The organism is Dactylosporangium sp. NBC_01737 (assembly GCF_035963215.1).
Taxonomy (GTDB): Bacteria; Actinomycetota; Actinomycetes; order Mycobacteriales; family Micromonosporaceae; genus Dactylosporangium.
The window spans coordinates 7,255,791-7,277,177 of sequence record NZ_CP109153.1 but is presented as its reverse complement, the minus strand read 5'-3'; the positions used below and the strand labels follow the sequence as shown (position 1 = coordinate 7,277,177).

At 73.5% G+C, this 21,387-nt stretch carries 23 protein-coding genes; 16 read left to right on the top strand and 7 right to left on the bottom strand.

The window, feature by feature from the left end; all coding sequences use genetic code 11:
• Nucleotides 1–28 precede the first annotated feature (28 nt).
• A complete protein-coding gene (locus OHA72_RS32970) occupies nt 29–580 on the top strand; it encodes a CGNR zinc finger domain-containing protein (protein WP_326999934.1) in 552 nt (183 codons plus the stop codon).
• Here OHA72_RS32970 and OHA72_RS32965 read toward each other — a convergent pair.
• Nucleotides 555–1,685: a serine hydrolase domain-containing protein gene (locus tag OHA72_RS32965; protein ID WP_326999933.1), complete on the bottom strand. Its 1,131-nt coding sequence runs from the start codon at nt 1,683–1,685 to the stop codon at nt 555–557. The genes OHA72_RS32970 and OHA72_RS32965 overlap by 26 nt on opposite strands.
• A gap of 23 nt (nt 1,686–1,708) precedes the next feature.
• On the opposite strand from OHA72_RS32965, the gene OHA72_RS32960 reads away from it, so the two are divergent.
• The 4 genes from OHA72_RS32960 to trxA all read left to right on the top strand — a co-directional run bounded on the left by OHA72_RS32960 (nt 1,709) and on the right by trxA (nt 5,099).
• Nucleotides 1,709–2,989: a hypothetical protein gene (locus OHA72_RS32960; protein WP_326999932.1), complete on the top strand. Its 1,281-nt coding sequence runs from the start codon at nt 1,709–1,711 to the stop codon at nt 2,987–2,989.
• 35 nt (nt 2,990–3,024) lie between these two features.
• Nucleotides 3,025–3,933 carry an MBL fold metallo-hydrolase gene (locus OHA72_RS32955; RefSeq protein ID WP_326999931.1) on the top strand — a complete coding sequence of 303 codons (909 nt, stop codon included), beginning with the start codon at nt 3,025–3,027 and terminating at the stop codon, nt 3,931–3,933.
• 65 nt (nt 3,934–3,998) lie between these two features.
• Nucleotides 3,999–4,595 (top strand): DedA family protein, encoded by a 597-nt coding sequence (locus OHA72_RS32950; protein ID WP_326999930.1) that lies wholly within the window; start codon nt 3,999–4,001, stop codon nt 4,593–4,595.
• A 66-nt stretch (nt 4,596–4,661) separates the two neighbouring features.
• On the top strand, nt 4,662–5,099 hold the full coding sequence (gene trxA, locus OHA72_RS32945; RefSeq protein WP_326999929.1) for a thioredoxin: 438 nt from the start codon (nt 4,662–4,664) through the stop codon (nt 5,097–5,099).
• Nucleotide 5,100: 1 nt separating this feature from the next.
• On the opposite strand, the gene OHA72_RS32940 is transcribed toward trxA, so the two are convergent.
• Nucleotides 5,101–6,657, bottom strand: coding sequence for an MFS transporter (locus tag OHA72_RS32940; RefSeq protein WP_326999928.1), 1,557 nt, complete (start codon nt 6,655–6,657; stop codon nt 5,101–5,103).
• Between the two features lie 66 nt (nt 6,658–6,723).
• Here OHA72_RS32940 and OHA72_RS32935 point away from each other — a divergent pair, with 66 nt between their 5' ends.
• From OHA72_RS32935 to OHA72_RS32925, 3 genes are all read left to right on the top strand, one after another.
• Entirely contained in the window at nt 6,724–7,308 is a 585-nt protein-coding gene (locus tag OHA72_RS32935; protein ID WP_326999927.1) for a helix-turn-helix domain-containing protein, read from the top strand.
• 94 nt (nt 7,309–7,402) lie between these two features.
• On the top strand, nt 7,403–7,864 hold the full coding sequence (locus OHA72_RS32930; protein WP_326999926.1) for a flagellar basal body-associated FliL family protein: 462 nt from the start codon (nt 7,403–7,405) through the stop codon (nt 7,862–7,864).
• A 166-nt stretch (nt 7,865–8,030) separates the two neighbouring features.
• Entirely contained in the window at nt 8,031–8,462 is a 432-nt protein-coding gene (locus OHA72_RS32925) for a nuclear transport factor 2 family protein (protein ID WP_326999925.1), read from the top strand.
• Here the strand turns inward: OHA72_RS32925 and OHA72_RS32920 are convergent.
• Both OHA72_RS32920 and OHA72_RS32915 read right to left on the bottom strand, forming a co-directional pair.
• Complete coding sequence (locus tag OHA72_RS32920) at nt 8,437–8,883, bottom strand: GNAT family N-acetyltransferase (RefSeq protein ID WP_326999924.1); 447 nt, start codon at nt 8,881–8,883, stop codon at nt 8,437–8,439. The genes OHA72_RS32925 and OHA72_RS32920 overlap by 26 nt on opposite strands.
• A 91-nt stretch (nt 8,884–8,974) precedes the next feature.
• Nucleotides 8,975–9,253, bottom strand: coding sequence for a GlsB/YeaQ/YmgE family stress response membrane protein (locus OHA72_RS32915; protein ID WP_326999923.1), 279 nt, complete (start codon nt 9,251–9,253; stop codon nt 8,975–8,977).
• 133 nt (nt 9,254–9,386) lie between these two features.
• Here OHA72_RS32915 and OHA72_RS32910 point away from each other — a divergent pair, with 133 nt between their 5' ends.
• From OHA72_RS32910 to OHA72_RS32900, 3 genes are all read left to right on the top strand, one after another.
• A complete protein-coding gene (locus OHA72_RS32910; RefSeq protein WP_326999922.1) occupies nt 9,387–10,574 on the top strand; it encodes a hypothetical protein in 1,188 nt (395 codons plus the stop codon).
• A gap of 71 nt (nt 10,575–10,645) precedes the next feature.
• Entirely contained in the window at nt 10,646–12,184 is a 1,539-nt protein-coding gene (locus tag OHA72_RS32905) for an RtcB family protein (protein WP_326999921.1), read from the top strand.
• A 95-nt stretch (nt 12,185–12,279) separates the two neighbouring features.
• Nucleotides 12,280–12,900 (top strand): pyridoxamine 5'-phosphate oxidase family protein, encoded by a 621-nt coding sequence (locus OHA72_RS32900; protein WP_326999920.1) that lies wholly within the window; start codon nt 12,280–12,282, stop codon nt 12,898–12,900.
• On the opposite strand, the gene OHA72_RS32895 is transcribed toward OHA72_RS32900, so the two are convergent.
• Nucleotides 12,874–13,422 carry a hypothetical protein gene (locus OHA72_RS32895; protein ID WP_326999919.1) on the bottom strand — a complete coding sequence of 183 codons (549 nt, stop codon included), beginning with the start codon at nt 13,420–13,422 and terminating at the stop codon, nt 12,874–12,876. The genes OHA72_RS32900 and OHA72_RS32895 overlap by 27 nt on opposite strands.
• Nucleotides 13,423–13,461: 39 nt before the next feature.
• On the opposite strand from OHA72_RS32895, the gene OHA72_RS32890 reads away from it, so the two are divergent.
• The 3 genes from OHA72_RS32890 to pepN all read left to right on the top strand — a co-directional run bounded on the left by OHA72_RS32890 (nt 13,462) and on the right by pepN (nt 18,105).
• Complete coding sequence (locus OHA72_RS32890) at nt 13,462–14,652, top strand: MFS transporter (RefSeq protein ID WP_326999918.1); 1,191 nt, start codon at nt 13,462–13,464, stop codon at nt 14,650–14,652.
• Nucleotides 14,653–14,877: 225 nt separating this feature from the next.
• A complete protein-coding gene (locus OHA72_RS32885) occupies nt 14,878–15,630 on the top strand; it encodes a GNAT family N-acetyltransferase (protein ID WP_326999917.1) in 753 nt (250 codons plus the stop codon).
• Between the two features lie 48 nt (nt 15,631–15,678).
• Nucleotides 15,679–18,105 (top strand): aminopeptidase N, encoded by a 2,427-nt coding sequence (gene pepN, locus OHA72_RS32880; protein WP_326999916.1) that lies wholly within the window; start codon nt 15,679–15,681, stop codon nt 18,103–18,105.
• A gap of 9 nt (nt 18,106–18,114) precedes the next feature.
• On the opposite strand, the gene OHA72_RS32875 is transcribed toward pepN, so the two are convergent.
• Nucleotides 18,115–18,750: a DUF1707 domain-containing protein gene (locus OHA72_RS32875; protein WP_326999915.1), complete on the bottom strand. Its 636-nt coding sequence runs from the start codon at nt 18,748–18,750 to the stop codon at nt 18,115–18,117.
• A gap of 68 nt (nt 18,751–18,818) precedes the next feature.
• On the opposite strand from OHA72_RS32875, the gene OHA72_RS32870 reads away from it, so the two are divergent.
• Nucleotides 18,819–19,721 (top strand): MBL fold metallo-hydrolase, encoded by a 903-nt coding sequence (locus tag OHA72_RS32870; protein WP_326999914.1) that lies wholly within the window; start codon nt 18,819–18,821, stop codon nt 19,719–19,721.
• Here the strand turns inward: OHA72_RS32870 and OHA72_RS32865 are convergent, their stop codons facing one another.
• Nucleotides 19,722–20,180 carry an Lrp/AsnC family transcriptional regulator gene (locus OHA72_RS32865; protein ID WP_326999913.1) on the bottom strand — a complete coding sequence of 153 codons (459 nt, stop codon included), beginning with the start codon at nt 20,178–20,180 and terminating at the stop codon, nt 19,722–19,724. It lies immediately after the preceding gene.
• 80 nt (nt 20,181–20,260) lie between these two features.
• On the opposite strand from OHA72_RS32865, the gene OHA72_RS32860 reads away from it, so the two are divergent.
• Nucleotides 20,261–21,307, top strand: coding sequence for a Glu/Leu/Phe/Val dehydrogenase dimerization domain-containing protein (locus tag OHA72_RS32860; protein ID WP_326999912.1), 1,047 nt, complete (start codon nt 20,261–20,263; stop codon nt 21,305–21,307).
• Nucleotides 21,308–21,387 lie beyond the last annotated feature (80 nt).

The following is a 21,387-nucleotide window of genomic DNA, read 5'->3' as shown; positions in this document are numbered from 1 at the left end:
GTGACCGGCGCGGGTCTATGCTGCCTGGATGTCCTTCCGCCAGGGCACGGGCCGCCTGTGTCTGGACTTCGTCCACACGCTGCGGGACCGTGGCACCGGCCGGCCCGTCGACGACCTGCCCGACGGCCCGGCGCTCGCCGCCTGGGTCCGGCAGTTCGGCCCGGTCGCGCCGCCGCCCGGCAGCAGCGTGCCCGGCGTGATCCTCACCGGCGCGCAACGCCTCCGCGAGGCGGTCCACGCGCTGGTCGTCGCGGGTGTGCCGGGGCCGGCCGGCGACGTGCGCGACACGGTCAACGACGCCGCGGCCCGCTCGGTGCCGGTGCCGTTCCTCGACGCCGGCGGCGCGCTGCGCTGGCAGGCAGCGGACCCGGTCACCGCCACCCTGGCGCTGGTCGCCCGCGACGCGCTCGACCTGGTCACCTCGCCCGCCGCGGCCCGGGTGCGCGCCTGCGACGACCCGCAGTGCCGCGCCCTGTTCCTGGACGCGTCGCACACCGGCACCCGCCGCTGGTGCTCCGCGGACCCCTGCGGCAACCGGGCCCGCAAGCGTCAGGTCACCGACGCACCGCGAGCCGGGTGAACTCCTCCAGGGTGCCGTCGAAGAGCACGTCGGACACCTGGGTCAGCAGCACCCGGACGGTGCCGGTCGCCGGGCTGTTGCTCCACGTCGTGCCGTAGCCGCCGTCCCAGCCATAGGTGCCGTCCGCGTGGACCGCCATGCCGTATCCCCAGCCGCGGCCACCGAGCAGCATCCCGCCGCCCTCGATCTGCGCCGGGGTCAGGTGGTCGGTGGTCATCGCCCGCACCGCCCGCTGCGGCAGCAGCGACCGGCCGCCGTCGAGCATGAATCGGCCGAACGCCACCACGTCGTCCACTGTGGACACCAGCCCGGCGGCGCCGTCCGGGAACGCCGGCTCGCGGGTCCAGTCCTCCGCGGTCGCCAGGCCCGTCTGCCGTTCGCCGCCGAAGTAGCTCGCCGGCAGCTCCCGGGCCCGCTGCGGTGGCAGTGTGAAGCCGGTGCTTGCCATGCCGAGCGGGTCGAACAGCCGCTCCTGCAGCAGCTCACCCAGTGACATCCGGGCCGCCCGGGCCGCCAGCACGCCCAGGACGAGGGCGCTGGAGTTGTACGCCCAGCGCTCCCCCGGCTGGAACAGCAGCGGCAGGGTCCCGAACCGCCGCATCCACTCGTCGACGCCGTGCGGAGTCCGCGGGTCGGGCCGGGCGAGGGTCAGGTCCAGCGCTTCGGCGGCCCGCACCACCGGGTACGGCGGGTTGATCGGCGGGTCGGCGGCCGGGTCGAGCAGCAGGCCGTGCCCCATCCGGTAGGTGAGCAGGTCCTGCACGGTGACGGCCCGCCGCGCCGGCACCGTGTCGTCGACGTCGGCGTCCAGCCGGCGCAGCACCCGCGGCCCGGCGAGCTCCGGCAGCAGCCGGTCGACGGGCTCGTCGAGGGCCAGGAGACCGTCCTCGACCAGCATCACGGCGACGGCGGCGACCATCGGTTTCGTCACCGACGTCAGCCGGAACGGCGTGTCGCGCCGCATCGGCGCGGCGCCCTCACCGAACGCCGCCGCGCCGAGGACCTCGACCCTCACCGGCCCGTCGGCACCGGCGACCGCGGCCACCAGGCCCGGCACCGCGCCACGCTCGACCAGTCCTGCCATGCTCCGGTACAACGCATCCATACGTTCACCTTATGGTGGTCACCGTGGAGACGTCCCTGACCGCAGCGGTCGACGCGTTGCGCCGGTCCGGCCTGGAGCCTGTCGTCCGCCAGGCCCCGCGCCAGTGGTCGGCGAGCCCCGTGGAGCCCGGCGCGTGGGTGCGGATGCCCGGCGACGAGGCGTACGCGGTCGTGACCGTCGCCGACATCCGCCCCGGTGAGCGGGTCGGCGACTGGGAGCCGGCGCGGACGCTGCCGGACCCGACGGCGGTCCTCGGGTTCACGGCCGCGTTCTACGAGCGCCGCCCCGACGCCGACACCCAGCCCCTGGAGCACGGCGACCCGGTCGCGGTGGCGTCCGGGCAGTTCCACTCGGTGTTCCCCGAGGACGTCGTGGCCGCCGTGGAGGACTGGGCGCAGTGGGAGGCGACCTGGTCGGTCATCCCCGCCTGCGAGCCCGAGGGCCGCCGGCGGGCCCGGCTGCAGCGCCTCGCCAGGTCGAAGCTCGCCGGCGACGGCATCCCGGTCGACGTCGCCCTCGACCCGATGCTGCTGTCGATGCTGTCCGACGAGCAGGCCGAGGACCTCGACGAGACCATCGCCGGGCTGTTCCTGCCCGGGATCCGGTGGTGGTTCCCGCGGGACCGCACCGGCGGCCGGCTCGCCGGCCGGGTCCAGGTGCTGCTGCGCGAGGTCGTGCCCCCGGCGAACCCGGCCGGCAAGGGCATCTGGCTCGTCGTGGGCACCGCACCGGGCGGCGGCCTGCGGACCGGGCTGGGCCGGTTCGTGGGCAAGTCGACCTACCACCGCTGGGACCGGATGCCGCAGTACTGGCAGGCCCCCGCGGCCACCGTCGAGGAGCTGTGGGGCATCGACGGCCGGCGCCCGGCGGGCGTGGTCTCCGCCGCCGTCGACGCGCTGCTCGCCGGCCGCGCCCTGGAGGCGCTGGACCTGTGCGGTGTCACCACCGACCGGGCCACCGCCCGGGTCCTGCAGGGGCTGCCGGAGAGCTTCCGGCTGCGGGAGTGGACCGACAAGTGGACCACCAACGCCACCGGCCTCATGGCCAACGCGGCGCCGTGGCGCTGGTCCGCCTCGGTGGTGCGCGGGCAGCGTCCCCGCCGCCTGGAGACGCTCGGCGGTTTCGGCGCCAGCCGGCGCCCGGGGCTGTTCCTCGGCGCCGCCGGCGGCACCGCCCATCTGACGTTCGCGCAGAGCGGCAGCCCGCTCGTCGCCCCGCGCGCCGAGTGGGAGCGCGACCTGGACTACGACCTGGTAAGCCTCGGCCTCATCACCCCCGACCGGATCCCGCTGCGCCGCCGGTGACGCGGCCGCGCACCGCACGGCGGTACGCTGCGGGCATGTCGCTGCACGAGATCGTGCCCGGGGTGCACGCCTGGCTCCAGCCGGACGGCACGTGGTGGCTCAACAACGCCGGCGTGGTCGCCGACGACGGGCAGGTCCTGATCGTCGACACGTGCGCGACCGAGACCCGGACCCAGCGGTTCCTCGCCGCGGCGGACGAGGCGACCGCCGGCGGGACCGTCCGGCTCGCGGTCAACACCCACCAGCACGGCGACCACAGCTACGGCAACAGCCTCCTGCCCGTCGCCACCGTCATCGTCGGCCACGAGCACATGCGGGAGGGCCTGCGCGTCGACCCGGTGATCGACGGCTGCCCGCCGCTGTGGCAGCCCGTCCCCGACTGGGGCGCCGTCACCCGCCGGCTGCCCGACGTCACCGTCCGGGACCGGCTCACCCTCCACATCGGACAGCGCCAGGTCGACGTCGTGCATCCCGGCGGCCCCGCGCACACGACCGGCGACCTGGTCGCGTGGCTGCCCCGCGAGCGCGTGCTGTTCGCCGGCGACCTGGTCTTCAACGGCCTCACCCCACTGGTGTTCATGGGCTCGGTGACCGGTGCCGTCGCGGCACTGGACTGGCTCGCCGGGTTCGAGCCCGCGCATCTGATCCCGGGGCACGGCCCACTGCTCACCGCCGCCGAGATCGCGCCCGCGTTCGACGGGATCCGCCGGTACCTGCGGCTGGTCCTCGACACGGCCGACGCGGGCATGCGGGCCGGGCTGACACCGCTGGAGGCCGCCCGTGCGTGCGACCTCGGCGAGTTCGCCGGCTGGGCCGACGCGGAGCGGATCGCGCCCAACCTGCACCGCGCGTATGCCGACGCCCTCGGCACCGACGTCGACCCGGTCGCCGCCCTCACCGACGCGGTCGCCTGGCGGGGCTCCCCCATGGCCACCCAGGTCTGAGCCGCGCCGCCACCCTCGGCCGGCTCGACCTGCCGACCGGGTAGCGGGACGGTAAGATCGACACGATGACGGACTGGATCTTCGCGGTCATCGACGAGCTGGGGCCCATCGGGGTGGGGCTGCTCATCGCGTTCGAGACGCTGGTGCCGCCGATCCCGTCGGAGCTGATCCTGCCCCTGGCGGGGTTCCGGTCGCGGGCCGGGGCCATGCATCCGGTGCTGGTGTGGTGCTGCGCGACCGTCGGGGCCGTCGCCGGGTCGCTGGTGCTCTACTGGATCGGCGCCCGGCTCGGCTATGAGCGCCTGCACCGCCTCGCCGGCCGGCGCTGGTTCCTGCTCACCGGGCAGCGCGACCTGGAGCGCGGGCGGCGGCTCTTCCAGCGGCACGGGTCGTGGTTCGTGGCGCTGTCGCGGTGCGTGCCGGTCCTGCGCAGCCTCGTGTCGATCCCGGCCGGGATCGAACGGATGCGGCTGCCGAAGTTCGTGCTGCTCACCACCGCCGGCTCCGGGGTGTGGAACGCGCTGTTCATCGGCGCCGGCTGGATGCTCGCCGAGCGGTGGCACGAGGTCGAGCGCTACAGCGGGCCGGCCGGCACCGCCGTCGGGGTGCTGCTGGCCGCCGGTGTCGCGGTCCTCGCGGTCCGCAAGCTCCGCACGTCATGAGCGGGAATTTCCCGGGTACGACGGTTGTCAGGAGCAGTGAGGACGCACGAAGGTGAGGAGTGACAGGTGGCGAGCAACATCGTGGCGTGCCCGGCCTGCGGCAAGCGCAACCGGGTCCCGGCCGCGGCGACGGGCACCCCGGCCTGTGGCAGCTGCGGCGCCCGGGTGCCGTGGATCGTCGACGCCGGCGACGACACGTTCGCCGAGGTCGCCGAGCGCTCCACCACCCCGGTCCTGGTCGACCTGTGGGCCCAGTGGTGCGGCCCGTGCCGGGCGGTGAGCCCGGCCCTGGAACAGGTCGCCACGCAGCTCGCCGGGGCGGTGAAGCTGGTCAAGGTCGACGTCGACGCGGCGCCGTCGCTGTCGCGGCGCTTCGACGTGCGGGCCGTGCCGACGCTGATGGTCATCAAGGACGGCAAGGTCGTCGCCCGCCAGTCGGGTGCCGCACCGGCCGCGACGCTGCGCCGCTGGGTCGAGCAGTCCCTGGCCTCGGCCGCCGCCTGACCTACGGCCGCTCGTCCCCGGCGCCGGCGCGGCGCCGGGGGCCGAACGCGACGACGTACACGAACAGGGCCGTCATGACGCCCGCTCCCGCCCACATGGCCTGCTGCCAGCCCTCGACGAACGACTCCTGGGCCGCTCTGATCAGCGCCTGCCCGTGTGGACCGCCGGCCGTCGCGAGGGCGTTGGCGATGCCTTCGCGGGCCGAGCCGGTCGCGGCGTCCGGGACCGCGTCGAGCCGGGCGTCGACGGCGTCGCGGTAGCCGGCGGACAGGACCGCGCCGAGCAGCGCGACGCCCAGCGCCGTGCCGAACTCCCGGGTGACGTCGTTGAGCGCGGAGGCGACGCCTTGCCGTGCCCGCGGCAACGCGGTGGTGATGGCCTCGGTGGACGGCGTCATCGTCAGGCCCATGCCCAGCCCCATGGCGAGCATGCCCGGCAGCACGGAGCGATACCCGCCGTCGACGGAGACGGAGGTGGCCATGAGCGCCAGTCCGGCGCCGCCGAGGAAGATCCCGGACGCCATCGTCGCCCTGGCGCCGATCCGCGCCGCGACGCGCGGGGCCAGGCCGGAGGCGAACATCATGAGCAGCGCCATCGGCATGAGCGCCAGAGTGGAGCGCAGACCGGACCAGCCGAGCACCGCCTGGAAGTACGGGAACAGCACCACGAAGATCCCGGCCTGCACGCCGAAGACCACCAGCAGCGTCACCGCGCCGCCGGCGAGTCCCCTGCTGCGGAAGAGGCGGATGTCGAGCAGCGGTGCGGGCCGGCGCAGTTCCCACGCCACGAAACCGGCGGCGCCGGCCACGCCGACCAGGAGGCTCAGGAGCGTCACGGGCGCGGTCCAGCCCCGCTGCGGGCCCTCGTGCAGGACGAAGATGAGCCCGACGGCGGCGACCACGCTGGCCAGCGAGCCGGCGGTGTCGAACCTGTGCGGCGACGCCTCGCGCGAGTCCGGGACGGTCCGCAGCGCCATGACGGCGGCCACGGCCACGAGCACCACCGGCAGCACGAACAGCCACCGCCAGCTCGCCACGTCGACGAGGACCGCGGACAGGTACATGCCCAGGATGCCGCCGCCCCCGGCGACGCCGGTCCACACGCCGATGGCCCGGGAGCGCTCCTCGTCCGGGAACGTCGAGGTGATGACGGCCAGCGTGACCGGCATGATCATCGCCGCGCCGACGCCGCTGAGCAGCCGCGCCGCGATCATGACCGCGGACGACGTGGCGACCGCGGCCGCAGCGCTCGCCAGCCCGAACACGATCAGGCCGGTGAGCAGCACCGGCCGGCGCCCCCACCGGTCGCCGACCGCGCCGAGCGGCAGGAGCAGCGCGGCCAGGCTGATGGTGTACGTGTTGATGATCCACAGCACGGTGCTCTGGGAGGCGTCGAACGCGAGGGCGATCTCCTGCTGGGCGACGTTCAAACCGGACACGGAGGCGATGACCGCCATGAGGGCGACGCACACCGCGACCAGGATCGCGCGCCGCCGGCGCGGGTCGTGGACCGTCGGGTCGGCGGCGCGCCGGGCGGCGGACAGGTCTGGAGGAGTCATGCCGCCGATCGTGATCACGTCGATGCGGATACGCAAACGTTCTTGCCGAATGGCAAAATGGGGCGCATGGACGAAGAACTGGACCGCCGGCTCGACGCGGTCGGGCCGAGGCTGAAGCGCCTCCGCCTGCGCCGCGACATCACGCTGACCGACCTCGCGCGGGAGACCGGCATCTCCGTCAGCACGCTGTCCAGGCTCGAGGCGGGCCTGCGCCGCCCCACACTCGAGCAGCTCCTGCCGCTGGCCCGCGCGCACGGTGTCACGCTCGACGAACTGGTCGACGCGCCGCCGACCGGCGACCCCCGCATCAACCTGCGGGCCATCCCCTGCGGCGACGGGTCGGCCATCCTGCCCCTGACCCGCCGGCCCGGCGGCATCCAGGCCTACAAGTTCGTCCTGCCGGCCGGCGACGACCGCGAGCCCGACCTGCGCACCCACGAGGGCTACGACTGGGTCTACGTGCTCAACGGCACGCTGCGGCTGGTCCTCGGCGAGCACGACCTGATCCTCAGGCCCGGCGAGGCCGCCGAGTTCGACACCCGCACCCCGCACTGGTTCGGGGCCACCGGCGCCGGCCCCGTCGAGTTCCTCAGCCTCGTCGGCAAGCAGGGCGAGCGCGTGCATGTCCGCGCGGCACCGAAGGCAACCTGACGCTACCGGCATGCACCTCGGCGCAACTCACCTGTCGGGCGATCGGTCCGATGTCAGTGAACGTCGGAGGTCAGCGGGCACGAGGGGGAACACGATGGCGAAGGACGAGAAGGACAAGGCGGCCGAAGAGGCGCCGAAGAAGGGCTCCAAGAAGAAGCTCATCATGATCCTTGTGATCGTCCTCGTCGCGCTCGGCGGCGGTGGCGCCGGCGGATACCTCATGTTCGCGCCGAAGTCGGCCGAGGCGGAGGAGGTCCTCGTCGCGGGGATCGTCGTGCCGCTGGACGCGGTCACGATCAACCTCGCCGACGGGCACTACCTGAAGCTGAAGATGACGCTGCAGGCGACCGACAAGGCGCACCAGGCCCCTGACGGCAGCAAGGCGCTCGACGCCGCCATCTCCCTGTTCAGCAACATGGACTCCAAGGAGCTGCTGACCAACGACGGCCGCGAGAAGTACAAGACGCAGCTCAAGGAGAAGGTCATCAAGGCCTACACGGTCGAGAAGGAGAAGGAGATCATGGACGTGTACTACACCACGTTCGTGATCCAGTAACCGATCGGGCAGGCGCTCCGACGTTTGACGGTGGCACCGGTGGGGTCCGTGTTGTTCACGGGCCCCGCCGTTCGTCGTGGGGCCGGCCGGGCCCCGGAGCGCCCGCGACGCGCCGGAGCAGGCGCTCCGCGACGACCGTGGTCCGGGCGCGTCCCGGCTGTCGGGCATGTACCACGCGATCACCCGGGCCAGGGTCCGGGCACTGTGGCGGCGGATCGGCACGGGCGAGTATCAGGTGGCGGTCGCGACCGCCGCGCCGGACCTGGAGTTCCACTTCGCCGGGCCACCCCCGATCGGGGTGCACCTGCGCGGCCGGGACGCGTTCGCCGACTGGGTCCGCGGCGTGTTCGAGCTGCTCCCCGGCCTGCGGATCACCCTGACCGACGTGGTCGTCACCGGCTGGCCGTGGCGCACGACCGCGGTGGTCAAGCTGCGCCTCACCGCCCGGCTGGCCGACGGCAGCGTGTATGAGAACCAGGCGATGCAGTGGCTGCGCCTGCGCTGGGGCCGCATGGTGTATGACGACGTCATCGAGGACACGCACGCGCTCGTCGCGGCGCGGGAGGTCCAGATCAGGCAGGCACCAGCCGCAACGTGAGGTAGGGGACCGCGCCCGGCTCCGGCTCGTAGCGGTCGACCTCGACGAAGCCGCGCGCCTCGGCGAACCGGACACCGCCCTCGTTCGCCGCCCACACCACCGTCTCGACGGCGGGGGCGGCATGCTCGGCGGCCTGCCGCATGGCCCGGTCGTACAGGGCCGCCCCGATCCCCCGGCCCCGCCACCGCGGCAGCACCCGGACGATCACCGTGGCCGCCGCGCCGTCCTCCTCGGGCGGCCTGACGGTGGTGCACCCGACGAGGACACCGCCGTCGTAGGCGACCTCCAGCAGGTACTTCCCGGCCCGCTCCCGCGCCTCGTCGAGGGACATCGCGGCGTCCGGCACGACGGTGTTGTGCACGTGCCGCCAGTCCTCGAGCGCGGCGTCGTCCCCGGGTGCTCCGATACGCAGATCCGACACAGCCGCCGACCTTACTGCGCCGGAGACGACAGTGGTACCCGGCCGTCGCCGGCCGGGCACCACTGATGCGTTCGTCGGGGTCTTCGCGGGTTTACAGAACCCGGCGGCCACGCCCGGAGACGCCGACCACCAGCGCCACACCCACGGCGGCGAGCAGCACCTGGACCAGGAGCTCGCCCCAGTCGACGCCCGGGGTGCTGGTGGAGATGCCGATCGCGTTCGCCAGGACGGTGCCCAGCAGCGCCGCGACGACACCGATGACCATGGTCAGCCAGATCGGAATGCTCTGCCGGCCCGGGACAACGAGCCGCCCGAGCGCGCCAACGATCAGACCGACGATCAGCGCGGTGATGATCCCAGTGACGGTCACTGCTCCTCCTCAACTCGACGTTGCAACCTGATGCAGTGATGCCCGTGCGCCCGGAGATCGAAACGCACCCCACCTGACCATCACGTCCGCGCCGGTACGGCTATCGTGTGACATCTATCCGTATCGGGGGTTTATGATGAGAACCATCGCTGCCGTCGCGGCCGGCGCCACCGTCGCCGCGACCCTGCTCGCCGCCACCACCAGCGCGTCCGCCGCGGCGGCGCCGGCCACGCTGCCGGCGGGGCAGTACACGCTGTCGGCGAACTACCACCAGTTCGACGCGGTGAACTCGGCGCTGGTGTCCACATTGGGCACCGCGGCCGTGCACACGGTCATGGACAACGCCAACCACGACCGGACCGGCATCACCGACTCGCTCGGCGTCAGCTACGAGACCGGGTTCCAGTTCGACTCCGGCGACGACGGCGACTGCACCAACTTCCCGCAGGGCATCACCACCAGCCGCGACGCCGTCGGCACCGCCGGCAGCGGCAACTACGACGGCCACCAGCTGATCCTGGTCAGCTGGTACACCAAGGACGGCTGCGACGGAGCGTCCTCGCGCAGCCGGATCACGCTGGTGGACTGGGACGCCACGTATCCGAACAAGTACCGCAAGATCCTGCTGGTCGAGCCGACCGGCACGGCGGCGGCGCCGGACTTCAAGGACGTCAAGGTGCACGCCGGCGGCGTCTCCTGGTTCGGTGACCACCTGTACGTCGCCGACACCGGGCGCGGCATGCGGGTGTTCGACATGCGCAAGATCCTCAAGACGAACACCGGCGGGACCGCCGCGCAGATCGGCCGGCAGAACGCCACCACATACTACGCGCACAACTACGCGTACGTGCTGCCCCAGATCGGCACGATCAGCGCGGCCACGACGTCCGGCACGAACCTGGCCTGGTCCTCGATCTCGCTGGACCGGGTCAGCCGCTCGATCGTGATGACCGAGTACACCTGCTCGTCCGGCTGCACGGACTACCCGAACCGGGCGCCGCGGGCGGTGCGCTTCCCGTTCGCCGCCGGCGCCACCACGTTCGCCGCGAGCACCACGGCGACGCAGGCGCTGCAACTGCCCTGGTACAAGCTCAACGGCGTCGCGTCCCACAACGGGCGCTGGTGGTTCAACTCGTCCGGTGCCAAACAGCTCTACTACTGGACGCCGTCGGCGGGCCCGCACACCTACGCCTGGGTCAGCGGCGGCGAGAGCATCAGCTACTGGGAGGACGCCGCGGAGGCGGACCTGCTGTGGTCGCTGCAGGAACCGATCGGGCACCGCAACGTGTTCGCGGTCAGGCAGGCCGACTACGACGGCTGAGCCGTGCGTGCGGCCCGCCGCCGGCAATTCGGTCGACGGCGGGCCGCGCCCGTCCCTACGCTCGACGGATCATGTCGACGACCAAACGACCCGACCCGCGCCTGATCCGCACCGACGACTCCTGGCTCACCCTGCCCAACCCGCACGGCGTGCCGGTGGAGATCTGCGCCGGGCCCGGCGTGCCGATCGAGTCCGCCGCCGTCGACGAGCTGCTCACCGTCCTGGAGACCGAGGCGACGCTGCGGACCCTCGCGGCCGCGACGCCGGGCCTCTCCGTCGAGCCCCGCATCGACCGCGTCGTGTGCACCCCCGACTTCCACAAGGGCGCCGGCATCCCGATCGGCACGGTGCTGCAGACCACCGGCGCGATGATCCCGCAGGCGGTCGGCAACGACATCAACTGCGGCATGCGGGTCGAGGCGACCTCCCTGACCGTCGAGCGGGTCCGCCCGCACCTCGACAAGCTGGAGCGGCACCTGCGGCACCTGTTCTTCGAGGGCGGCCGGCACATCGGTCTCACGCCGGCGCACCGCGAGGGCCTGCTCCGCGACGGCCTGCCCGGCCTGCTCGACGCCGGGGTCCCCGGCGATGTCGGCGGCGCGTGGGGGCAGGTGTCCGCCGACGACCTCGACGGCACCGGCGGGCGGCTGCACACCGCCGCGCACCCGGCCGCCTCGGCCGACGGCTTCCGCGACTGGATCACCAGCGGCGGCGGGACCGGCGGCGACGGCACCAGCTTCGACAGCATCATCGGCAGCGTCGGCGGCGGCAACCACTTCGCGGAGCTGCAGTACGTGTCGCAGATCCACGACGGCGCGGCCGCCTACGCCTGGGGCCTCGCGCCCGGACGGGTGGTGCTGATGGTGCACAGCGGGTCGCTGTCCCTGGGCCACCAGGCCAACGCCACCGGCCAGGACCAGGCGCGGGCGCTGTGGCCGAAGGGCGTGCCCGCGCCCCGCAACAGGATCCTGCCGATGCTGCTCGACGAGGCCGGCGCGGCCCGCCGCGAGCGCTACCTGACCGCGTTCGCCAACGCGGCGAACTTCGCGATCGGCAACCGGTTCTTCCTGGCGCTGATGATGCGGGCCGGGCTGGCGGCCGTCGCCGGTGACGTCGGCGCGCGGCTGGTGTACGACGCGCCACACAACCTGCTGTGGCCCTCGAACGACGCAGGCGACGGCACGGTCGTGCACCGCAAGGGCGCCACCCCGGCCGGCGGCGCCGGCGACCGGCACGCCTGGGGCGAGCCGGTCATCGTGCCGGGTTCGATGGGCGCGCCGAGCCACCTGCTGCGCGGCCTGGGCAACACCCGCGCGCTGCACAGCGCCTGCCACGGCGCCGGCCGCAGCGTCCCGCGCGGGTCGGCGTCCCGCGGCGGCGACGCCGAGCTCGACGCGTTCCTGGAGGAGTTCCGGGTCGTCACCCCGCTCAACCACCGCGACCCGGCGGTCGCCGGCCGGCGCGACATCATCGAGGCGTGGCGGCGCGACCTGAAGCAGGAGGCGCCGTGGGCGTACAAGGAGGTCGGCGCGGTCGTGCACAGCCTTGAGGACGCCGGCGTGGCGATGCCGGTCGCCGAGCTCCGCCCACTGCTCACCGTGAAGGGCTGAGCACCGAACGTCGCACACCACGTGCGACGCCACCACCGCCGCAGGCGCGACGCTCTTGTCTCGAAGTGTCGGCGTTGGAGGCAGCGGTGGGCACGATGACCGGCACGAGCATGCCCGGAACCGCGGGCGAGCACCTGCTGCAGCAACGGTTCGGCACGGTCGAGCGGGCCGACGGCTTCTACCGTCAGCAGGTCCTGCCCGAGCTCAACGCCGACATGACCGACTTCGTCGGCCGGCAGGAGATGATGTTCGTCGCGACCTCCAGCGCGCTCGGCCACTGCGACTGCACGTTCCGCGCGGGACCGCCGGGATTCGTGCGGGTCCTCGCCGCGGACCGGGTGGCGTGGCCGGAGTACCGCGGCAACGGGGTCATGGCGAGCCTCGGCAACATCCTGGAGAACCCGAACGTCGGCCTGATCTTCGTCGACTTCCTCCGCGACGTGATCGGCCTGCACATCAACGGCCACGCCACGATCGTGCCGGACCCCGAGATGCGCCGCGCGTTCCCGGAGCTGCCGGTGGAGTCGGTCCCCGGCCGCAAGGCGGAACGCTGGGTGAACGTGTACGTCGAGGAGGCCTACATCCACTGCGCCAAGCACATCCCGCGGCTGCGGAAGGTCACCGCCGAGGAACGCGCCTGGGGCACCGACGACATGCAGCGCAAGGGCGGCGACTTCTTCAAGGCCGGCTCAGAACGGGAACTCCAGGGACGTTGAACCGCCCAGCCGGACAGCCGCGTGGTGCCGGGCGCGCCCGCCGTACACCGGATCGCCGACGGGCCACAGATACCCCTTCGGCGACGTCGTCAGCAGCCCGAAGGCGTCCGCGACATACAGGTCGAACCCCGGATACATGAGCCCGATGAACGGCAGGTCGTCGCAGTCGACGGCGAACACCGCCGACTCGCCGGCCTCGTCCGGGTCCCCAAGGGCGAGGACCCGCCGCGAGTCGCTGCCGCCGGGCAGCAGCACGCACGAGCCGAACCGCGCCGACAGCGGCTGGAACAGCTCACCCCACGGCTCGCCGAGCTCCTGCTGCACGAGGTCGCCGAGCGCCATCCGCGGCACCGGCGGCCCGTCGTCGAACAGCCCGGTGCCGTGCGCCAGCCAGTGCCGCAGGCTCGCCGGCAGGTCGGCGCCGTCGACGGGCCGGGCGCCCCGGCGCTCCATCGGGTGGAAGGACGGCGACGCGCCCGACGCCAAGGCCCTGGCCACCAGTTCCACACCGTGTTCGCTCACGCCGGGGAAAATACCAGCCGGGGCCGATAGAGTCGCCGGGTGCGCCAGTACGGCGTCTTCCTCCTCATCAGTGCGGCGACCGCGTTCGGTTCCGCCTGCGCGTACACCCTCAACCTCGTCTACCAGATCCGCACCGCGGGGCTCGGGCCGCTGCAACTGGTCCTCGTCGGCACGGCGCTGGAGGTCGTGTACCTGCTCGCGCAGCTGCCGTCGGGGCGCCTCGCCGACCTGCGGGGCCGCCGCCCGGCCGTGCTGCTCGGCGTGGGGCTGACCGGCGCCGGGACCGTGCTGCAAGGGGTGGCGCCCACGTTCACCGCGATCCTCGCCGGGACCGTCCTGTGGGGCGTCGGCGCGGCCTGCTTCGACGGCGCGTTCGAGGCGTGGGCCGCCGACGAGCTCGGCGAGGACCGCATCGGCGCGGTGCTGACCCGGGGCGCGCAGGTCGGCCAGGCGTGCACGGTGCTCGGCATGCTCACCGCCATCGGCCTCGCCACGCGGCAGCTGTGGCTGCCGATCGTGGTCGGCGGCGCCGTCTGGCTGGCCCTCGCCGGGTTCCTGGCCCTCGCCATGCGGGAGCGGCACTTCCAGCCGGTGCCGCCCGTGCCCGGGGACCGCACCGGCCTGCGCGCCGCGCGACGCAGCCCGGTCCTGCTGGCCCTCGCCGGGGCGACGCTGTTCGTGGCGCTGGGCCGGGAGGGCTACGACCGGCTCAGCCAGGACCACCTGCTGCACGCCGCTCCCCCGGCCGGGCCCGCCGTCGTGTGGCTCGGCGCGCTCGCCGTGGCCGGCACCCTGCTGGCGATCCCGCTGACGGAGCTGCTGCGCCGGCGCACCACCGGGCTGCCCCTGCGGCGGCTGGGCCGGCTCCTGATCGCGCTGCAGGCGGTGCAGGTCGCGGCGATCGCCGTGTTCGCACTCACCGGCCGGTTCGTCGAGGCCGCGGCCGCGTTCCTGCTCGCCGGGGTGCTCCGCGCCGCCGCCGATCCACTGTGGACGACGTGGCTGATCACCCAGACGGCGCCGGCCAGCCGCGCCACGGTGCTGTCCGCGGTCGGGATGGTCGGCGCCCTCGGCGAGATCGCGGGCGGCCCGCCGGTCGGCTGGATCGGCCAGCGGTTCTCCGTCGGCCGGGCGCTGCTGGTCTGTTCCCTGCTGACCGCGCCGGCCGTCGCCCTGCTGTCCTCGGCCCTGTCCCGTGGCCGCTCGGAAGATGCGAAGGTGCAGGCGTGAGCCATCAGCGTCCGGAGCGCAGCGGAGGTGACCAATGAGCGGTCCGGAGCGCAGCGGAGGTGACGGCATGAGCGTTGAGTCGTTCGATCCGCGCCTGGCTGACACGGCCGATCTGATCGGCTGGTGCACGGTGTACTGCGACGGCCACCGCGCCCTGTCCGGCGGCGCCCCTGCGCCGGAGTCCCTCGCCGCCGCCCTGCGCGGCGAGACGGGCACCGTGCCGCGGTGGCTGGCCCGCCAGGACGCCGCCGGTCCGGTCGCCGGCGTGGCCGAGGTCCGCGGCGACTTCCTGCGCCTCGCCGTAGCCTCGCACGCGCGGGGGCCGGGGTCGGCGCGGCGCTGCTCGCCCGGGTCCGCGCCGGCACCGGCGGCGTCCCGCTGCGCACCACGGTCCTCGACGGCGACGACGAGGTCCCGCACGGCGAGGTGCTGCTGCGCCTGGAACTGCACGAGCAGCCGCTCACCGACGCCGTGCTGCGCCGCTGCCGGGACCTGGCCGCGGCGGTGCCGCCCGGGTACGAGGTCGTCCAGTGGCGCGGCGCCGCACCGGAGCACCTGGCCGGCTCGCTGGGCCGGGTCCTCGGCCACGTCCTGGACGCCCCCGGCGCCGGCCTGCAGCTCGCCCCGCGCGCCTGGGACACCGCCGCGGTGCGCCGCTGGGAGCGGGCCATGACCGGCGGCGGCGACGACCTCCTCGTGTGCGCCGCCGTCACGGGCGGCGCCGTCGTCGCGGCCACCGTCCTCACCGCCGGCGACGGTCCGGTCGCCGAGCAGCACGACACCGCGGTCCTGCCCGGCGTGCGCCGCCTCGGGCTGGGACGCCTGGTCAAGGCCGCCAACACCCTGGCACTGCACCGCCTGCACCCGGCGACCCGCACGGTCGCCGTCACCGTCAACGAGGCCAACCTGCCGATGCTCGCCGTGAACCGCGCCGTCGGGTACACCTGGCGCCGCACCCGCCTGCTCGTCCTGGTATGACGTTTTTATGAGGGCGTCCGGACTCCCGGTCGCGTCTAGGATCGCCTGATGAGCAACCGGAGCCTGACGCAGGTCGAAGCCGAGCACCGGGCCGCGCTGCTGGCCGTCGAGCGGTATGACATCGAGATCGACTTCACCGACCTGCCGACCGGGCCGCGGGTGCGGTGCCTTTCGGAGGTGACGTTCACGTGCCGTGAACCGGGCGCGGACAGCTTCGTCGACTGCGCCGCCGAGGTGGTCGGCGCCGTGCTCAACGGTGCCGAGCTGCCGCCGGCGCAGGACGGCCGGATCCCGTTGCCCGGCCTGAAGGCGCTCAACCACCTGCGGGTCGAGACCGTCCAGGCGGAGACCCGCGACGGCGAGGGCGTGCACAAGGCCGTCGACCCCGCCGACGGCGAGGTCTACGTGTGGACGTCGTTCGAGCCGGACGAGGCGCACTTCGTGTGGGCGTGCTTCGACCAGCCGGACCTGAAGGCACCGCACGAGTTCACGGTCCTCGCCCCGGCGCACTGGACCGTCGTGAGCAACAGCGGCGACCCGATCGTCGAGACCGTCGGCGAGGCGCGCCGGTGGCACTTCCCCGCGACGCCGCCGCTGTCGGTCTACAACACGGTCGTCAACGCCGGGCCGTTCCACGAGATCCGACGCGAGGCCGACGGCCACGACCTGGGGCTGCTGAGCCGCCGCTCGCTCGCGTCCGTCCTGGACGGTGCCGCCGAGGAGCTGTTCACCCTGACCCGGCAGGGGCTGGCGTTCTTCGGCGAGGCGTTCCGGATGCCGTTCCCGCAGCGCCGGTACGACCAGGTCTTCGTGCCCGAGTACGGCGGCGCGATGGAGAACTACGGCTGCGTCACGTGGTCCGACTCCATGCTCTACCGCACGGCGCCGACCCCGGCGGAGCGGGAGCTGCGCGCCAAGGTCCTGCTGCACGAGATGGCGCACATGTGGTTCGGCAACATCGTCACGATGCGCTGGTGGGACGACCTGTGGCTCAACGAGGCATTCGCCGAGTTCGCCTGCAACTGGGCCGCGGAGCGGGCCACGGAGTTCACCGACGCGTGGGCCGGGCACCTCGCCGGCGGCAAGCTCGCCGCGTACCTCGCCGACCAGGGCCCCGCGACGCACCCGATCCGCCAGCCGATCCACGACGTCGCGCAGGCGATGTCCATCTTCGACGCGATCACCTACCCGAAGGGCGCGTCGGTGCTGCACCAGCTGATGCGCTACGTCGGCGAGGCGGACTTCGCCACCGGCATGGCCGCCTACTTCGAGCGGTACGCCTGGGGCACCACGACCCTGCAGGACCTCATCGACGCGCTCGCCGCCGTCAGCGGCCGGGACCTTGACGCATGGCGGACCGGCTGGCTGGAGACCGCCGGCGCCGACCGTCTCACGCTGCGCCGCGACGGCGGCACGCTGGTTTTGGACGCCCGCGGCCCGGACGGCCCGCCGCGCCCGCAGGTGCTCGCGATCGGCGCGTACGCGTCCGGCGACGGCAACCTGCTGCGCCGCGTCGACCTCGTCCAGGTCGAGGTCTCCGGCCCGGCGACACCGGTGGACCTGCCGGCCGGCGCGGAGCTGTACCTGGTCAACGACGAGGACCTCACGTTCGCCACGACCCGGCCCGAGCGCCGGGAGACGCTGTTCGCGGCGGCCGCACTGCCCAGTGCCATCTCGCGCGGTGTCGCCGTCGCCACCGCCTGGGACATGCTGCTCACCGGCGACGCGACCGCGGCGGAGGCGGTGCGCTGCCTCACCGGGGTCCTGCTCGTCGAGACGTCAGGGTCGGTGATCGAGCCGTACCTCACCCTCGCCGCCGACGCCGTGGAGCTGTGGTCGCCCGAGGCAGACCGCCCGGAGCTGACCGCCGCGGTCGCCGCGACCTGCCGCAAGCTCGCCGAGAGCCCGGACCAGGCGCAGGTGGCGCTGCGGACGCTTGCCCGCACCGCCGCCGACCTCGACGAGGTCGCGTGGCTACGGGAGCGGGCCGGCGACGACGTCGACCTGCGGTGGCGCGCCCTGGCGCGGGCCGCCGAGCTCGGCGCCGACGTCGAGGCGGAGATCGACGCCCTGCTCGGCGTCGACCCGGACCCCGACGCGTGGGTCCGTGCGACCGGGGTGCGGGCGGCGTCCCCCGACCCGGCCGCGAAGGAGGCCGCGTGGCAGACGGTGGTCGTCGACCGCTCGGTGCCGGTCAGCGACGTCAAGCAGGTCACGGCGCTGTTCTGGCGGCCCGGGCAGGACGCGGCGCTCGCCCCGTTCGCGGAGCGGTTCCTGGAGCTCGCACCGCAGGCGCACCGCGGCGGGATGACCCCGGCGATGGTGTTCGCCAACCGGCTCTTCCCGCTCTACGGGGTCGACGAGGGCTTCCTGGAGCGCGCCGCGACGGTGGCCGCGGACACCGCACCGGTCGTCGGCAAGTACATGACGGAACGCATCGACGTGGTCCGCCGGATGCTGCGCGCCCGGGTCTGAACCAGGACGTCAGTCTTCGTCCTTGTACCTGCCCTTGCGCTTGTCCTTGGGGCGGCGGTCCTTGCGGCGGACGGTGACGCCGCCCCAGAACGCGAAGCCGGTGACGACGATGCGGGGCGCGCCGTGCCGGCCGGCGGTGGCCGCGCCGTGGTCGAAGCCGCCCATGATGCCCATGCCGGTCACGTCGACCTCGGCGTCGTCGGGGACGATCACGTCGACGCCGCCCATCAGCGCGAACGCCCGGATCTTCAGGTCACCGTAGAGGAACCGGGCGTCGCGCAGGTCGATCGTGCCGCCGCCCCAGAACGCCAGGCAGGTGAACTGGCGCGGCGGCACCCAGGCGCCCCGGCGGTGGAAGCCGCTCATGACCGCGATCGCCCCGCTGTGCTCCGCGACCTCGCCGGGGCGCGGCGGGACCCCGTCGAGGGCCACCGGCGTCGTCGCGGGCGACGGCAGGTCCATGAGCAGCGGCTCCAGGTCCGCATATGTGCGGGCCGCGTAGACGGCGCGGAGCCGCTCGTCGAGCTCGTCGAGGTCGAGCCGGCCCTCGGAGGCACTGGTGCGCAGGACCTCCGCGACCCGCTCCCGGTCCGCGTCGGAGGCGCGCAGCTGCCGGGGGTCCACCCGCTCCGGAAGGTCACTCATGGGTGCAGCCTAATCGAGTTGCCGCCGCCGGTACCGTCGACATTGGACACCGACCGGAGGGGACCGTCATGGCGCACGCCGACCTGCTCGAGCGCGGGCATCCGTTCCGGCAGTGGAAGTCGTGGACGATCCCCGGCGCCGGTGTCACGATGAGCGGCTACTCGCGGTCCAACGACAAGACCTTCTTCCTGCTGCCGGAGCTGCGTGCCGGCATCGACTGCGGGCTGGTCGAGGGCTGGCAGCCCGACACGGTGTTCCTGACCCACACGCACATGGACCACAGCAAGGACCTTGACTACGTCGCGGTCAAGGAGACCGGCGTCGACATCTACCTGCCGGCCGCCGCGGTGCCCTATGCGCAGGGTTACATCCAGGCCACCAGCTCGCTCAACCACAACGCGCCCTACGACCCGTCGCTGGCCCCCGCCGCGCGGCTGCACGGCGTCCGCGGCGGCGACGAGTTCGCCGTCGGCAAGCGCGGCGCGCACCGGGTCCGGGTCGTCGACTGCGAGCACAAGGTCCCCTGCGTCGGCTTCGCGTTCTCGTCGGTGAAGCGGGCCATCAAGCCGGAGTTCGAGGCGTTGAAGGCCGACGGCCGGCTCCTGGCCGCGAAGCGCCGCGAGGGCGTCGAGATCGACCACGAGGTGACCACGCCGCTGTTCGCGTTCCTGGGCGACACGCGCCCCGACGTGTTCGCCCGCGCACCGTGGCTGCTGGACTATCCGGTCGTCGTCACCGAGTGCACGTTCCTCGACGACGACCAGCTGGAGCGGGCCCGGCGCATCGGCCACACCGTGTGGAGCGAGCTGCGCCCGATCGTCGAGGCCAACCCGGCGACGACGTTCGTGCTGACCCACTTCAGCCTGCGCCACTCCGACCCGGAGATCGCCGCGTTCTTCGACAAGCAGGGCCTGGACAACGTGGTGGCCTGGGCGCACCCGGCGCCCTTGCTGCCGGAGTCCTACCAGTAGTCACTGGTCCAGGGGCTGCACGACCTGGTTGCGGGCGTGCTGGTAGATGATGGAGCTGCGAAACCCGACGATCTCCCGGCGCTTCGTGAACTTGTCCATCAGCAGCGCATGCAGGGCGTCGACGCTCGGCACCGCCACGTGCACGAGGAAGTCGTCGCCGCCGGCGACCACGAACACCGACAGCACCTCCGGCAGCGTCGTCACGTATCCCTTGAAGCCCTCGATGACCTGCCGGCTCAGCGGCCGGATCTGCACGTGGAGGAACGCCTGCACGTGCCGGTTGAGTGCCGGCAGGCTCACCTCGGCGTGAAACCCGGTGATGACGCCCCGCTCGCGCAGCGCCCGCACCCGCTCCAGGCACGTCGACGGCGCGATGCCGACCGCCGCGGCCAGCTCCCGGTTGGTCTGCCGGGCGTCCTGCTGCAACAACGCCACGATCGCCGAATCAAGTTCGTCCACGGTCGCTATTCTGCCTCATTCTCCGAACTTCGTTCGGTATCGTGATTGTTCTCCTGTTGATTGCACTACCGTCCGGCATCATGTTCGAACATGAGCAGGTCGTCATCCGCACCGGCGCCCGCAGCGGGCTGCCGGTCATCATCGCGCTGCACTCCACCGTCCTGGGCCCCGCGCTCGGCGGCTGCCGCCTCGCCGTCTATCCACACTGGACGGACGGGCTGACCGACGCGCTGCGGCTGTCGGCCGCGATGACCCTCAAGTGCGCCGTGGCGGGCCTGCCCAACGGCGGCGGCAAGACCGTCGTGCCGCTGCCCACCGATGCCGTCGACCGCCGGGCCGTGCTCCTCGACGTCGGCGACGCCATCGAGGACCTCGGCGGCCGCTACGGCACCGGCCCCGACGTCGGCACCTCCCCCGACGACATGCTCGTCATCGGCACACGCACCCGCCACGTCGCCTGCCGCCCCGTGTCGGCGGGCGGCAGTGGCGACTCGTCCACCCACACCGCCGCGGGCGTCGTGGCCGCGCTGCACGCCGTGTGCGCCTCGGTGTTCGGCACGCCCGACCTGACCGGCCGCCGGTTCGCGGTCGTCGGCCTCGGCCGCGTCGGCGCCGACGTCGCCCACCGCCTCTCCGCCGCCGGCGCCACCCTGCTGCTCAGCGACGTCGACCCGGCCCGCCAGGCGCTCGCCGCATCCCTCGGCGCGACGCTGGTCCCGCCGGAGACCGCCCTGCAGTCAGACGTCGACGTCCTCGTTCCGGCCGCGCTTGGCGGCGTGCTCACCCCGGCCACCGTGCCGCTGCTGCGCTGCCGGGCGATCACCGGCCCCGCCAACAACCAGCTCGACGCCGACACGACTGCGGACCTCCTGCACGCCCGCGGCATCACCTGGGTCCCCGACCATGTCGCCAGCGCCGGCGGCGTCGCCTACGCCGCCTCCGTCGAACTGCACGGCGCCTCCCCCACCGAGGCGGCGTCCCGGGTCGAGGCGATCGGCACCACGGTCGCCACCCTGCTGGACACCGCCACCCACGCCGGCATCACCCCCCTCGCCGCCGCCCACGCCCTCGCCGCCAGCCGCCTGTCCGCGACGGTCATCGGTGCGGACAGGGGCGGCACTCGGTGACCTTGTCGGCGCACTCGGTCGTCGCCCCGCCGGCCCGGCGGTCCGCATCGTCGCCGGTGCCCAGATGGGCAGCCGCCGCC